A 14,213-nucleotide genomic window follows, 5' to 3' on the forward strand; every position below is an offset into this window, starting at 1 on the left:
CAATGAGTTTAGCTGTCCAGCTTGGGCTGTACCTGCATACGACCTAGGTTGAGCTCTAGGTCGTCGTCTTCCTCGTGGTAGTTGTCGTCGTAATGCTTGATGCCTGACTGGTTGATCGTGTCTTCATCGGCCCCGTGCTCGAAGGTGACGAGCAGGCAGGGCAGCAGTATCAGGTTGGAGAAGTTGGTAATCAGCAGGGAGGCCGACATGAGCAGGCCCAGGGCCTTGGTACCGCCAAACTCGGAGAAGGCAAACACCGAGAAGCCCAGGAACAGCACAATGCTGGTGTAGATCATGCTGGTGCCCGCCTCGCTGAGCGTGGTGCTGATGGCGGCCTTCACCCGGCGCCCGTTCACGGCCATTTCCTGGCGAAACTTGGCCAGCAGATGGATGGAGTTGTCGCCATCAATGCCCAGGGCTATGCTGAAGATCAGGGCCGTGCTGGGCTTGAGCGGGATGCCGAAGTAGCCCATAATACCACCCGTGAGCAGCAGGGTGAAGAAGTTGGGCAGCAAGGTGAAGAATACCGCCCGAATGCTGCGGAACAGAATCAGCACTACCAGGCCCACCAGCACAAAGGCTATAACAAGGCTTTCCTTGAGCGTACCGATGAGGTACTCATTGCCTTTGGTGAACAGGATAGTAGTGCCCGTGAGCTTTACCTCCATGCCCGTGCCCTTGAAGATGCGGTTGATTTCGGGCTTGATGCGGTTGTTAATGAGCGTATCGAGGTTCTGGGACCCGATATCGGCAATCTTAAGGCTGATGCGGGCTTCCTGGCCGGTGCTGTCGGTGAAGGAGCGCAGCAGCTTGTTGGTGAGCTGCCCCTCGGCTCCTTTCACCGACTGGGAGCGGGCCAAGTAGCTAAGCACGAAGTTTTTCTCGTCGTTGTCGGGCAGGCGGTAGTAGCTGGGGTCCCCGTTGTAGAACGACTGCGTGGCAGCCTTCAGAAACGTGACGATGCTGACGGGCGTGGTCAGCACCGGCTGGGTGCGCAGAAACTTCTCCAGGCGGTCAATCTTCTCCAGGTTTTTCAGCTTCAGAATGCCGCGCTTCTTGCCCGTATTCACCACCAGTTCCAGGGGCATCACGCCGTTGAAGTGCTGCTCGAAGAACTTCAGATCGGAGTTCACCGACGAGTCCTTGGGCAGGTCATCCACCATGTACGACACCGATTTTACCTTGGTAACGCCCACGGCAGCCAGCACCGAAAAGACCAGGGCCGCCAGATAGACCGTGCGGCGGCGCTCCAGCACCAGGTAGTCGAAGAACTCCAGCAGCTTGGTAAGCGGCTTGGCTTCCAGGTGCTCCAGCTGCTTGGGCGTGGGGGGCGCCAGAATGGTAAACACAATCGGCATCAGAATAAACGACACCGCAAAGGCCACGAAAATGTTGATGGTGGCTACCGCCCCAAACTGAAACAGAATGGCAATGTTGGTAAAGCAGAACACCACGAAGCCAATGGCCGTGGTGGTATTGTTCATGAGCGTGACCAGCCCGATTTTGCGCACAACCCGCGTCATGGCCAGCACCTGGTTGCCGGATTTGCGGTAGTCGTAGTGGTAACGACTTAGCAAATAGGTGCAGTTGGGAATGCCGATGACGATGATGATGCTCGGAATCAGGCCCGTAAGAAGATTAATCTTATAGCCCAGCAGCACCATAGAGCCCACGCACCACACCACCACCATCAGCACAATGAGCAGGGGAAACACCACTGCCGACCACGTGCGGAAGAACATGAGCAGGGTGAGGGCCATCATCACGATGGTGAGGCCCACGAACAGCTTCATTTCCGAGGCTACTTTGGTAGTCATGGTGGCCCGCACGTAGGGCAGGCCGGCGTAGTGCATCTTGATGCTCGTCTTCTGCTGGAACCGCTCGGCATGGCCCAGAATTTCCTTCATCACCGCCTCCCGACGCGAGGAGTTCAGGTACTTGGGGTCCATGGTGAGGGCCAGCAGCGTAGCCCCGGTTGTGGGCGAAATCAGCTGGCCTTTGTAGAACTCCTGGGAGTTGACGACCCGCATCAGCGAGTCGAGTTCCAGCTGCGTCTGGGGAAAGCGCCGGAAGATGGGCACCGCCCGGAACGTCTGGGTGGTGGTGTCCTTCACTAGGCGCGGCAGGCGCGTCACGCCCAGAATGCCGTTTACGCCCTCCACCTTGCTGAGCGTATCGGTCAGGAGCCGCAGCTCGTTGAAGTTGCCCAGCTGATACACGGAGCTATCCTGCATGCCCAGCACCAGCACGTTGCCGTCTTCCCCAAACCGCTGCTTGAAGCGCTGGAAGTACACCATGTCCGGGTCGTCGGGGCGCACTACCTGGGCAAAGTCGTAGGTCATTTCGACTTTGCGGGCCTGCCAGCCCATGAACACGGTAATAGCGGCCAGGAGCAGGACCAGAATCCGCCGGTTCTTGATAATAAAAAGGGCGAGTTTACTCCACATAGGCCGCTAAAATGCAGCAAAGGTACGTAATGCCCGGCAGCCGGAAGAAGTTACCCGCGCACCAGAACCTTCAGGACAAAAAATAGTTGTATTCCTACGCGAAGGATTTCGCAAATTATAGACAACTTTGTGTGCAACAGATTACGTAAAAGGCCAAATTTCAGAATATTAAGTGTGGTTTAATTTGCACTTTATTTAGTTCTGACTGGTTTTCACTCCGCCATGACCCTGTACCAGACGCCGGAAGCGTCCCTCACCTACCATCCGGCCACCGAAACCCTGCACCTCAGCTACAACGCTACCCGGCTCTCGGTGTCGTTTGGCCAGGCCTACCAACGGGCCCTGGAGGAAATGCTGCAGAAAAACATCGGCAAGCTCTTGCTCGACCTCAAGCGCAATGCCCCGCCGACGGATGAGGAGGAACACATCCTGGCCCCGCTCATCAACGATATTCCGGCCACCTTCAACCGCCCCATCTTCATAGCCGCCGTGCTTTCTGAAGGCCAGTATCAATACCAGATCGGCAACTACTCGGCCGGCACCACGCTGCCCCCGGAGCACGTAGAGTTCAACTACTTCACCTCCCGCCGTGAGGCCACCGCCTGGTTAGGCGACAATTAGCCAGCTCTCCTTTTTTACAGGTACCACAAGAAAGCCCCTGGATGCGCGCACCCAGGGGCTTTCTTGTGGTCTTCCGTTCCGGCTCCGGTAGGACGCCTTACAGCTGCTCGAAGATGCGCGAGAAGCTCACGGCGTGCCCAATGTAGCCGTGCAGCTCGCTGATGGGCATGCGGGTCTGCTCGCGCGAGTCGCGGTGGCGCACCGTTACCGTGTTGTCTTCCAGCGTCTGGTGGTCAACGGCAATGCAGAAGGGCGTGCCGATGAGGTCCTGGCGGGTGTAGCGCTTCCCAATGGCATCTTTCTCCTCCACAATAACGCGGAAGTCGTAGCGCAGGGTCTGGTAGATTTCGTTGGCTTTCTCGGGCAGGCCGTCCTTTTTCACCAGCGGGAAGATGGCGGCTTTCACCGGGGCCACGGCCGGGTGCAGGCGCAGCAGCTTGCGGGTTTTGGTTTTCTGCTCCTCCCCTTCGCCCTCGGTAATGGTTTCTTCCTGGAAGGCCTGGCAGAGCGTGGCCAGGAATAGGCGGTCGGCGCCCACCGAGGTTTCCACCACGAAGGGCACGTAGTTGCCGTAGGGCTTGCCGGTTTCGGGGTTGATGTCGTTGTCGAAGTAGTTCTGCTTTTTGCGACTCAGGGCCTGGTGCTGGGTCAGGTCGAAGTCGGAGCGGGAGTGAATGCCCTCAATTTCCTTGAAGCCGAACGGGAATTCATACTCAATGTCGACGGCGGCCTTGGCGTAGTGCGCCAGCTTGTCGTGGTCGTGGAAACGGAGCTTGGCGGCGGGCAGGCCCAGGGCCTCGTGCCAGCGGCGGCGCGTTTCCTTCCAGTGCTGGTACCATTCGCCTTCGGTGCCAGGGCGCACAAAGAATTGCATTTCCATCTGCTCAAACTCCCGCATACGGAAGATGAACTGACGAGCCACAATCTCGTTGCGGAAGGCCTTGCCAATCTGGGCAATGCCAAACGGCACCTGCTGCCGCGCCGACTTCTGCACGTTCAGGAAGTTCACAAAAATGCCTTGGGCCGTTTCGGGACGCAGGTAGATCAGGCTGGAGCCCTCGGCCACGGCACCCACCTGCGTGGAGAACATCAGGTTGAACTGGCGCACGTCGGTCCAGTTGCCGGTCTTGCTGACGGGGCAGAGAATTTTCTCGTCGATGATGAGCTGCTTAACCCCGGCCAAGTCCTCGGCCGTGAGCAGGCGGCCCATTTCGGCCAGCAGGGTTTCGGCGCGGGCTATTTCGCCGTTCTTCTCGTACTCGGCGGCTTTTTCTTCGAGCAGCACATCGGCGCGGTAGCGCTTCTTGCTGTCGAGGTTGTCAATCATCGGGTCGGAGAAGCCATCCACGTGCCCGGAGGCCTTCCAGGTGAGCGGGTGCATGAAAATGGCCGCGTCGATGCCCACCACGTTCTGGTTGAGCTGGGTCATGGCCTTCCACCAGAGCTGCTTGAGGTTGTTCTTCAGCTCCACGCCGTTGGGGCCGTAGTCGTACACGGCAGCCAGGCCATCGTAGATTTCGGAGGAAGGAAACACGAAACCATACTCCTTGGCGTGCGACACGATGTCGGCCAGGGTGCTTTCGGTAGTGGCAGCGGAGTTCTGGGCAGGGTTGCTCATGGAAGAATAAGGCGAAGTCAGTAAGTCAGGGCAAAGCCGCAGGGGCCCGCACAAAGTAACGGAAGCAGTACGTAGCGACGAAGAAACGGCCGGGAAAGCCCGCTGGCCGGGTGTCGGTCAGCAAAAGTAGTGCATCCGGGGCATGTGGCTTCAAGAAACTCAACTTGTTGAATATTCCTGCGTTTAGCGTCCCAACTGTCCGCGGTTAGGGCGGCGCGTAACAATTTCATAATCTTGCGCCCCTCATGGGCTTCCTACCTTTGATTGTTGAAAACTGATTACCCACCAACTCCCTTTTTATGTTTGGCTTAGAGCCTCATGTGCTGGTGCTGCTACTGCTGTGTCTGATAGCCGCCTGCGCGTTTGAATTTGTAAATGGCTTCCACGACACGGCCAACGCCGTGGCTACGGTTATTTACACCAATACCCTGCGGCCCTGGGTGGCCGTTATCTGGTCGGCATTCTGGAACTTCATCGGCGTGCTCACGGGCGGTATCGGCGTGGCCATGGGCATTGTGTACCTGCTGCCGGTAGAAAGCCTCGTGGACCAGAACATCTACCATGGCGTGGCCATGGTGGGGGCCCTCATCCTGGCGGCCATTATCTGGAACGTGGGCACCTGGTACTACGGCATTCCGGCCTCGTCTTCCCACGCCCTCATCGGCTCCATTTTAGGCGTAGGCATTGCCTTCTCCCTGCTCCCCGAATCGGGTGGGGCGGCCGTGAACTGGAGCAAAGCCACCGAAACGGGCATTGCCCTGCTGGTAGGCCCGCTGTTTGGCTTCACGCTCACCATCTTGCTGATGTTTGTGCTCAAGCGCTTCGTGCGCAACAAGGCCATCTTCAAAGAGCCGCACAAGCGCAAACCCCCACCCCTCTGGATCCGGCTGATTCTGGTGGCCACCTGTACCCTGGTAAGCTACTTCCACGGCTCCAACGACGGGCAGAAGGGCGTGGGCCTGATCATGCTGATTCTGATCGGCATTGTGCCCACCTTCTTCGCCCTGGACAACGACAAGAACCCCCTGGATATGCGCGACTCGCTGACCAAGGTGGAACTGGTCATCAACAAGATTGACCCCAACGAGCTGTCAGTGAAGGACCGCGGCAACCTGCAGCTGGTAAAGCAGCAAACGGCCGCGCTAGACCGCATTTTTGCCGGCAAGACCGATGTCAGCCAATTGCCGCAGGCGGAGCGTTTCCAGATCCGCAAGGCCATCCTGCTCACGTACAGCCGGGCCAAGAGCATCATGAGCAGCGAGAAGGTGAGCCTGAGCACCGCCGACCGCAAAACCTACGACGACGCCATTGCCAATATGCGCACCTTCACCGACTACGCCCCCTGGTGGGTGCTGCTGATGGTGTCGTTGTCGCTGGGCATTGGCACGATGGTAGGCTGGCAGCGCATCGTGAAAACCATTGGGGAGCGGATTGGCAAAGAGCACCTGACCTACGCGCAGGGCGCTTCTTCCGAGCTGGTCGCCGCCGTCATGATCGGGGCTTCTACCTGGGCGCATCTGCCCGCTTCTACCACCCACGTACTGTCGTCGGCCATTGCCGGCTCCATGGTGGCCAACCGCGGCATCAAGAACCTGAACCCCCAGATGGTACGCAACATTGCCATGGCCTGGGTACTCACCCTGCCGGTAACCATGTTCCTGGCGGGGGGCCTGTTCCTGCTGTTCCGGGCCCTCATTTAAGTAGCTGACTTCTAAGCGCAATCTTGGTTATACACAAAAAAGCCACCCGATTGGGTGGCTTTTTTTATGGAAGCACTTTGAAGTGCATAACTTTTGAATTATGCCACCTAAGGTTAGAGCAATATTAAAAACCAGCTGAAATGCCGGTGAAACCAGCGGGTTATGAATTACTTATCCACTTATCAACACGGAAAACAGGGTGTTTTGTGGATAACTAGGATTAGGAGGGCCACTGCACTTCCAGGTCCTCGTTGATAAACACTCCAAAGTTGATGAACTGCAGCTCCCCTTCATCAAAGTAAAGGTCAATCATTTCCTTTTCGTAGGACAAGCGCATTTCGCCGGTTTCCATGGTTTCGGTTTCGCTGGCCGTGTAGCCATGCTCACTCATCAACTCCTGGATAGCCTCGGGGCTACGGCCATGAATGGACTCCCCAAAAAGCCGCATACCGGGGTGGTCGGTTTCAATGCAGCTCAGGCGGTAGTCATCCTCCCGGTCGAAGTAAAGTGAGTAGCCTTCGTCGAGGTAGTTCCACGCCTGGTGCTCAAACTCGTCTTCGTCGTCCGACTCTTCGATTTCCTCGGGCTCTCCCATCAGGGCCCGCACCTGATCCATGCTGGCGCCAAACTTTAGCGGGCCCATGCCCTGGCCTAGTACGATTTCGTTTTCTTCGATGCTATTAGGGGTGCTCATTGGCGAATGGAATTTAGGGTTGGTGTCCGCAAAGGTAGGCTGATTGTTGAACGGCCGGATGAGTAGAGGGTTATATGGTTTTGGGGTAGAGGCTTGTTTCTGACACCGAAGGCAGACCCGCTTGCAACCCACCTGCTTTTGTAACCACCTACTTCTCGTAGCGGGCCTCAAAAGCGGCGCGCTGCCGCACGTACTCGGGGTGTAGGCGGGCCTCGTCCCACTTCTGCTTGAAAATGCGCGCAGCGGCCGCCTTTTCGGGGTCCTCGGGGGCGCGGGGTAGCTCGGCCCGCCCGTGGGCGCCACTCTGTCCCTTCTTATCAGCCGGCACGGGACCATCATACTTCTTGCCACCCCGGTGGTTGGCGTAACGCCGCGCCCGGGTGTAGCCCATCTGCAGAAACTTACGGGCCATGTCGGCCCCCACAAAATCTTCCTGGCGCAAATAGTCTTCAAACAGGGCGTAGATGCGCTCCGACGACTCCTGGGCTACTTCCGGCGTGCGAAAGCGCCAGTGCGGCAGAATCTCGCCCTTGTAGGGCTCTACCAGCAGTACCCCCTGCTCGCCCTTGCCCACCCGGTAAAGCTCCGGGTGCTCCCGAAAATTCAACTGGTGAAAGTTCTGGTCGTAGTTGAAAGGCATACCCGGCTATACTTCAGTTGCCCATTTTCAGTTGCCCGGTGTGCAGCAGTTCTCAATCGAACACGGACAAACTGAAAACGGGCAAACTGAAAACGGCCCCGAGTTATCCACTCAGTTAATAACTTTTTAAAAGTCTTTTTTTAAATCTCTTTTTTAATCCCCCGTCGTTAGGGCTGTGCATAAGTGGATAAGCAGCCGAGGTTGTCCACACGCGGAAAACTTGTGGACAAGCCCCACCTTATACACCCCTAATCCACAGCCATTGTGGATTACATAAAGCTGATTTAAAGGAGTTTAACTAAGTAATTCACAATCCACAGGGTTATCAACGAATCCACAATTCACAAAAAATGCCGTTGTGGATAGGACCTGAAACGTGGGGAAGTTGTCCACGCTTATCCACGTTGATAACTCGGGCAATGGGAGCTGTCAGAATAGGGGAACGGGCAAAAAAACTTTTCCGCAACTTCTCCACGCATTATCCCCAGGTTACGCCACTATTATCCACAAGTAAACACCCTGGTTCCTGAGGCGGTGGATAACCCTGTGGAATACCGATTGGGCTAGCAGCCAAAACCTAGATAGAAGGCTGAAAACGCAGTTTTGGTTGTGGATAAGTGCTTGTGGCGCACTTACTATATAGACCCGTGCCGGTAGAGCAGCCCCAAACAAAAAGCTCCCGACTGAACAGCCAGGAGCAAAGTAAGAACAGTAGATAAGACGCTCAGAAGGCTACCTGAATATCTTCCTCCTCCCAGTTGGCGCGTACCTGGAATGTGCGTGACAAGTTAAAAACCGGCTCGGGCAGCAGCCGGAACTGCGGGTCGCCCCCCTGCCAGCGTCCATCGGCGTTGGCATCCACGAATACGCGAATCCGGTACGTGCCCGGAACCAGGTTATCGAACCGGAACGTGCGGGGCGAGTCGAGGCTGCGGATGCGCTGTCCTTTCTCATCCAGTAGCAGCAGCTCGTAGCGTTTGTAGGTGGTCTGCACTTTGCCTGCCAGGCTACCCGTGGAGGCCTGTTCCGTGAGGGCAAAGCGCAGGGGCTTCAGACCCAGGCTGCGGCCAGAAATAGCGGTAACCACAGTGCTGTCGAGCTGAATACTGACGGTTTGCTTGGCCTTGGTATTCAGGTTTACGGTGAGCAGGGTACGGTCGGGGTTGAGGCTGGCATCGGTAGGCAAGCGCAAGGGCCGGCGCTTGGTGGAGTCTTCTACCAGCGTACCGATGGGCTTTTCGGCTACCAGGCGCAGGGGCTCGGTGAACTGCAGCGCCACCTGGCCTTGCCGAAAAACCTCCTTGCCATTGCCCACGAGCTGCCAGGCCGGTGGCCGGCGCGCCGGCACCGTGCCCGCGAATTTTACATTGAGCGTGTCGCGGCCGTCATTCCCGGCGCTGTCGGTGGTGGCCAGCAGGTAGCGGCCCTCCGGCAGCAGGGCCGACTTGTACAAGGCTACCGAACGGCCGCCATCAATGAGCTGCAAGGCTTCATTGGGGGTGGTGGTAGCCGTGCCGATGGGCGCAATGGTAGCCGAGCGGATACCTTCATTGAGACCAACCAGGAAGCGCACCGGATCGGCTTTTTGGGAGGTAATGAGGGCCCGGCGGGCATCGGGGCGGGTGAGCAGCAGCTGCACTGAGTCCGTACCGGGGCGGATGGTCAGCAAGTCGGGTAGGTACCCTATTTTTTCGCCGTCCTCGTAGCGGCTGCTTTGGTTTTTATCGGCCAGGGCAAAAATGCGGTAGCGGCCTTCGCGCAGGTTGCGCAGCTGGTAAACCCCGTTTTTGTCGGTACGGGCCAGGTAGTAAGGCCGCCCCTTGCGGATGTTGGCCGTATCGATAGCCGGGTACAGCAGCACCGAAACGTCGGCCGCGGGCTGGGACGTGAGCAGGTCGCGCACCCGTCCGGCCACGGCGCCCGAGTCAAGGGCCGGGCCGGTGCTGAAGCTGATGGCGGCGTCGCGGGCCGGCGTGCTTTCCGTGATATCGGTAATGGCGTCCCGGAAGTTGAAAGAATAGGTGGTATTGGCTTCGAAAGGCTTTTCAAACTCCAGCTCGACCGTGTTCTTGCCCTGGCGCACCTTGTACTTGTTGTCGTCGGAGAGCAGGGGGGCCACCAGCAGGTTTTTGCTAAGGTCCTTTACCTGCACAGGCTCCGAAAACTCCAGAATCACCGAGCGGCTGCGCACGTTCACGGTGCGGTTGGCGGGCACACTGCTCACCAGCTTCGGCGCCTCAGTGTCACGGGCGCCCCCCTCGGGCGTGCTGATGGCCGCGCAGCCACCCGCGGCGGCACCAACAAGAACAAGCAAAGGCAGGGCAAAACGAGCAGACATGAACAAGCAACAAGGTGAAAAGCCGAAAACGAGAAGCACCGCGCAAAAGTACGTAGGGCCGGCTCCTGACAGCCGGCCCTACGAAAACGGTGCCCGAAACAACCGGGAGCCTCCCTCCTACCCTGGCGAAGTGGCTAGGTTAAGCGCTGGCTGGCCGCTTGGTGGCCACGTAAATCAGGCTGCTGTACTGCTGCTGGTGGCGGGCGGCGTACTGGTTGGAGTGGTAGCCATTGCGCAGCACGGCCAGCATACCGGCCCCCCGCTCGGCGCGGTTTTTCTCGCTGAGCATGCTCACGTAGTAGGCATCCAGGGGCATGGGCAGAGTGTCGCGCAGCTTCAGCTTGTGCTTTTTGAGCAACTGCGCCATGGTTTTGGGGCTGAAATGGTAGAGGTGGCGTGGCACGTCCAGCGCGGCCCAGTCCTGCTGGTAGTGCTGGGCGTCGAAGCTCTCCACGTTGGGCACGGCAATCAGCAGCACCCCATCAGGTTTGAGCAGGCGAATGAGCTGGGTTAGCGTTTCGTTGAGCTCGTGCACGTGTTCGAGCACGTGCCACAGGGTAATAGCATCAAACGCGCCGGCCGGAAACTGCACCAGGCTTTCGGTGCCGATGGGCTGGCCTACGCGCCGGGTAGCTTCTTCACGGGCCCGGGCACTGGGCTCCCAGCCGGCCACCTGCCAGCCATTGCCTTTGGCGGCAGCCAGGAAATGACCGGTGCCGCAGCCGTAATCCAGGAGCTTGCCTTTGCGGGGGGCCAGCTGGTTGAGCAACGCCACCTTGCGGCGCATGGTGAAAAAGCGCGCGACTTTATAGGCCTGGTTGATGAGCCCGCCCGCCCCGCTGTTGTGCGACACGTATTCGTCCGACTCGTAGTAGCGGCCGATATGGGCGGCGTCGGGCCGGGGGTTGGTGAATTGAAAGGAGCAGGCCAGGCACTGCTGAATGGCAAAGCTTTCCTTGCTGACCGATTTGTCTTCAACGACCAGCTTGTTGCGAAACTCCGTTTTCCCGCACACCGGGCACTTGTCCAAACGCTCGTAAACCACAGACTCGGATTAAGGGTATTGATGCGCTGCGGCAAGGTGCCACAGCCCGGCAAAACACGAAGGTACAAAACCAAAGCGGCTGCAGAATCCGAAATGAATCTGCAGCCGCTATGATATGAAAAAGGTCTGTCTGAAAAATTACCGACCCAGGTAAACCATCAGTACCGAAACGTCGGCGGGGGAAACGCCGCTGATGCGCGAGGCCTGGCCCAGCGTTTCGGGCTGAATCTTGAGCAGCTTCTCCCGGGCCTCGTGCGAGAGGGCCGGCATGGCTTTATAGTCGAGGCGGCCACGGATGGTGAAGTTTTCCAGCTCCTGCACGCGGGCGGCCTGCTGGTGCTCCTTCTCCAGGTAGGCCTCGTACTTCACCAGGATTTCGGCCTGCTCCAGCGCATCGGGGCGGTACGGGGCCAAAGCCAGCGTGAAGCCGGGCAGCACCCGCGCCAAAGCGGCCAGGTCCACGCCGGGGCGGCGCAGCAGGTTCACCACGCGCGTTTTCTCGTGAATGGTGGCTGAGCCGATTTCCGCCAGCCAGTCGTTGATTTCCTGGGGCTCTATGGGGTGCGTTTTCAGCAGCTTGGCTACGGCGGCCGTCTGCTCTTCTTTTTCGCGCACGAGGTTCATCCGCTCTTCCGACGCCAAACCCAGCGCATAGCCCAGCGGGGTGAGGCGCAGGTCGGCGTTATCCTGGCGCAGGAGCAGGCGGTGCTCGGCCCGGCTCGTGAACATGCGGTAGGGCTCGTCGGTGCCTTTGTTTACCAAGTCATCAATGAGCACGCCGATGTAGGCTTCGCTGCGCTTGAGCACGAAGGGCTCCTTACCGTGCACCTTGTTGTGGGCATTGATGCCGGCCATCAGGCCCTGGCAGGCGGCTTCCTCGTAGCCCGTGGTGCCGTTGATCTGACCCGCGAAGTAGAGGTTCTGCACCAGCTTGGTTTCCAGCGTGAGGTTGAGCTGGGTGGGCGGGAAGAAGTCGTACTCGATGGCGTAGCCGGGCCGGAACATCTTGGCATTCTCGAAGCCGGCAATTTTGCGCAGGGCGCGGTACTGCACGTCTTCGGGCAATGATGAACTAAAGCCGTTCACGTACACTTCCACCGTGCTCCAACCCTCCGGCTCCACAAAAATCTGGTGCCGGTCCTTGTCGGCGAAGCGGTTGATTTTGTCTTCCACGCTCGGGCAGTAGCGCGGCCCCAGCCCCTTGATGCGACCCTGGAACATCGGCGACTTCTCGAAGCCTTCCTTCAGGATTTCGTGGACTTCGGCGTTGGTGTAGGTGATGTAGCAGGGGCGCTGCTTCGTTAGCGCGGGCGTATCGAGGTAGGAGAACTTGCTGGGCGTTTCGTCGCCGGCCTGCTCTTCCATTTTCGAGTAGTCAAGGGAACGGCCATCCACGCGGGGCGGGGTGCCGGTTTTCATGCGGCCGGCCTCAAAGCCCAGCTGCTTGAGCTGCTCGGTGATGCCGGTGCTGCCTTTCTCGGCGGCGCGGCCACCCCCAAACTGCTTTTCGCCGATGTGGATGAGGCCATTCAGGAACGTTCCGTTAGTCAGCACCACCGACTTGCCCCGGAACTCGATACCAAGCTGAGTTTTCACGCCCACGGCCGTGCCGTTTTCCACTACGATGCCCGTTACGGCCTCCTGCCAGAAGTCCACGTTCAGGGTTTGCTCCAGGGTATTGCGCCACTCTTCGGCAAAGCGCATCCGGTCACTCTGCGCCCGGGGGCTCCACATGGCGGGGCCCTTCGAGCGGTTCAGCATCCGAAACTGAATCATGGTTTTGTCGGTGATGATGCCCGACTGCCCGCCTAGGGCGTCTACCTCGCGCACAATCTGCCCTTTAGCCACCCCACCCATGGCCGGGTTGCACGACATCTGCGCAATGGTGTTCATGTTCATCGTCACGAGCAGGACCTTGGAACCCATGTTGGCGGCGGCGGCGGCGGCCTCGCACCCGGCATGGCCGGCTCCTACTACAATAACGTCGTACTCTTCTTGCTGCATGGCGGAATAAGCTCTGGCGCAAACCGCAAGGTTCGCGTTTCAATGGGAAGCGGTGAGGTAGCTGAAGAAACAGAAAACGCGAACCGCAAAGTTCGCGCTACCTCGCCCGCGCACTAGTTTTTGAGTGGGCGCGTTACCCGGCCCGCAACGGCAGTCAGCGCACGCAACCCCCTCAAAACGTGGGTAAAGATACGCACTCAGGCGCTTTTTTTAGTACGCGCTGCCTACCCCAGCTCGGACTCCTCCACGGCGCCATCCGACAGGCTGTCCATAATAGCCGCCGATTGGTTTGCTACCGCGGCCCACGAAAACGGTACCCAATGGCCACGCAGGCAGTCGAATACTTCCGTGGCGGCTTCGCAGGCAAAGAGCTTGTAATCAAACTTGGGATACTCGTGCACCACGTAGCCGGGGTAATAGTAGACGTGCTGCTGACGCCGGCCGTGGTTTATTTTCTGCAGCATAAGGTACTTGCCCAGGCTGTATTTGCGGTAGGCGGGGTCGTAGAAGTTCATAATGCCCGCCAGGCTGCGCGCCCCGCTGTCGAAGATGCCGGCCGCAATCAGCTGCTTTCCGTCCCGGATTTCCACCACGCCCGTGTTGAAGACGTTGTTGGTGGCGCCGGCCAGCAGGAAGGCTTCCACCGTTTCGGGCGCATCGAAGGTGATGGAGGCACGGTAGCGGGCGTACAATTCCTCCAGCTCCTCGGTGAGGCGGAAGGGCCGCAGCACAACCGAAAAACGCTCGTTGATGCGCAGCAGCCGGCGCTGTTCGGGCCCATACTCCACGCGGTTCAGCGCCAAACGCAGCCAGTGGGTGGTGTACAGCTGATTATCAATGGGCAAAAACCGGCAGGTAAATAAATCCTGGTGCATGCGGTAATACCCCTGCCCCAGATAATAATCCAGCGCTTCCCCCGGAATAGTTAAGATTGACTGCGGCGTGGTCGACATAGTAGAACGAGTGCAAAATTAGTAAACCGTCATGCTGAGCGAAGTCGAAGCATCTCTACCGCTTCGTTGCAACGGTAATCGATTAGCCAGAGGTAGAGATGCTTCGACAAGCTCAGCATGACGGTTTACTAATGGCGAACCAACGAAAACGCC

At 58.5% G+C, this 14,213-nt stretch carries 10 protein-coding genes; 2 read left to right on the top strand and 8 right to left on the bottom strand.

Annotated elements, in window-relative coordinates:
* Positions 1-8: 8 nt before the first annotated feature.
* Entirely contained in the window at positions 9-2,447 is a 2,439-nt protein-coding gene (locus HER32_RS10300) for an efflux RND transporter permease subunit (RefSeq protein WP_168681806.1), read from the bottom strand.
* 222 nt (positions 2,448-2,669) lie between these two features.
* Here HER32_RS10300 and HER32_RS10305 point away from each other — a divergent pair, with 222 nt between their 5' ends.
* Positions 2,670-3,068, top strand: a complete 399-nt coding sequence (locus tag HER32_RS10305) for a hypothetical protein (RefSeq protein WP_149070290.1) — start codon at positions 2,670-2,672, stop codon at positions 3,066-3,068.
* A gap of 97 nt (positions 3,069-3,165) precedes the next feature.
* Here the strand turns inward: HER32_RS10305 and HER32_RS10310 are convergent, their stop codons facing one another.
* Complete coding sequence (locus HER32_RS10310) at positions 3,166-4,686, bottom strand: glycine--tRNA ligase (protein ID WP_168681807.1); 1,521 nt, start codon at positions 4,684-4,686, stop codon at positions 3,166-3,168.
* A 299-nt stretch (positions 4,687-4,985) separates the two neighbouring features.
* Here HER32_RS10310 and HER32_RS10315 point away from each other — a divergent pair, with 299 nt between their 5' ends.
* Positions 4,986-6,386: an inorganic phosphate transporter gene (locus tag HER32_RS10315; protein WP_149070288.1), complete on the top strand. Its 1,401-nt coding sequence runs from the start codon at positions 4,986-4,988 to the stop codon at positions 6,384-6,386.
* 220 nt (positions 6,387-6,606) lie between these two features.
* Here HER32_RS10315 and HER32_RS10320 read toward each other — a convergent pair whose 3' ends face one another.
* From HER32_RS10320 to HER32_RS10345, 6 genes are all read right to left on the bottom strand, one after another.
* A complete protein-coding gene (locus tag HER32_RS10320) occupies positions 6,607-7,080 on the bottom strand; it encodes a hypothetical protein (protein WP_149070287.1) in 474 nt (157 codons plus the stop codon).
* 148 nt (positions 7,081-7,228) lie between these two features.
* Positions 7,229-7,720 (bottom strand): DUF4385 domain-containing protein, encoded by a 492-nt coding sequence (locus HER32_RS10325; RefSeq protein WP_168681808.1) that lies wholly within the window; start codon positions 7,718-7,720, stop codon positions 7,229-7,231.
* A gap of 724 nt (positions 7,721-8,444) precedes the next feature.
* Positions 8,445-10,058 (bottom strand): Ig-like domain-containing domain, encoded by a 1,614-nt coding sequence (locus HER32_RS10330; RefSeq protein ID WP_149070285.1) that lies wholly within the window; start codon positions 10,056-10,058, stop codon positions 8,445-8,447.
* Between the two features lie 139 nt (positions 10,059-10,197).
* Positions 10,198-11,103: a class I SAM-dependent methyltransferase gene (locus tag HER32_RS10335; RefSeq protein WP_168681809.1), complete on the bottom strand. Its 906-nt coding sequence runs from the start codon at positions 11,101-11,103 to the stop codon at positions 10,198-10,200.
* Positions 11,104-11,241: 138 nt separating this feature from the next.
* Positions 11,242-13,107, bottom strand: a complete 1,866-nt coding sequence (mnmG, locus tag HER32_RS10340) for a tRNA uridine-5-carboxymethylaminomethyl(34) synthesis enzyme MnmG (protein WP_168681810.1) — start codon at positions 13,105-13,107, stop codon at positions 11,242-11,244.
* 224 nt (positions 13,108-13,331) lie between these two features.
* Positions 13,332-14,060: a GNAT family N-acetyltransferase gene (locus HER32_RS10345; protein WP_168681811.1), complete on the bottom strand. Its 729-nt coding sequence runs from the start codon at positions 14,058-14,060 to the stop codon at positions 13,332-13,334.
* Positions 14,061-14,213: the final 153 nt, after the last annotated feature.

This window comes from Hymenobacter sp. BT18 (assembly GCF_012273015.1).
GTDB lineage: Bacteria > Bacteroidota > Bacteroidia > Cytophagales > Hymenobacteraceae > Hymenobacter > Hymenobacter lutimineralis.

Excerpts from the sequence above, each read along its gene's own strand:
- mnmG (WP_168681810.1), bottom strand. The coding sequence starts at position 13,107 with ATGCAGCAAGAAGAGTACGACGTTATTGTAGTAGGAGCCGGCCATGCC.
- HER32_RS10305 (WP_149070290.1), top strand. The coding sequence starts at position 2,670 with ATGACCCTGTACCAGACGCCGGAAGCGTCCCTCACCTACCATCCGGCC.
- HER32_RS10325 (WP_168681808.1), bottom strand. The coding sequence starts at position 7,720 with ATGCCTTTCAACTACGACCAGAACTTTCACCAGTTGAATTTTCGGGAG.
- HER32_RS10330 (WP_149070285.1), bottom strand. The coding sequence starts at position 10,058 with ATGTCTGCTCGTTTTGCCCTGCCTTTGCTTGTTCTTGTTGGTGCCGCC.
- HER32_RS10345 (WP_168681811.1), bottom strand. The coding sequence starts at position 14,060 with ATGTCGACCACGCCGCAGTCAATCTTAACTATTCCGGGGGAAGCGCTG.
- HER32_RS10320 (WP_149070287.1), bottom strand. The coding sequence starts at position 7,080 with ATGAGCACCCCTAATAGCATCGAAGAAAACGAAATCGTACTAGGCCAG.
- HER32_RS10300 (WP_168681806.1), bottom strand. The coding sequence starts at position 2,447 with ATGTGGAGTAAACTCGCCCTTTTTATTATCAAGAACCGGCGGATTCTG.
- HER32_RS10310 (WP_168681807.1), bottom strand. The coding sequence starts at position 4,686 with ATGAGCAACCCTGCCCAGAACTCCGCTGCCACTACCGAAAGCACCCTG.
- HER32_RS10315 (WP_149070288.1), top strand. The coding sequence starts at position 4,986 with ATGTTTGGCTTAGAGCCTCATGTGCTGGTGCTGCTACTGCTGTGTCTG.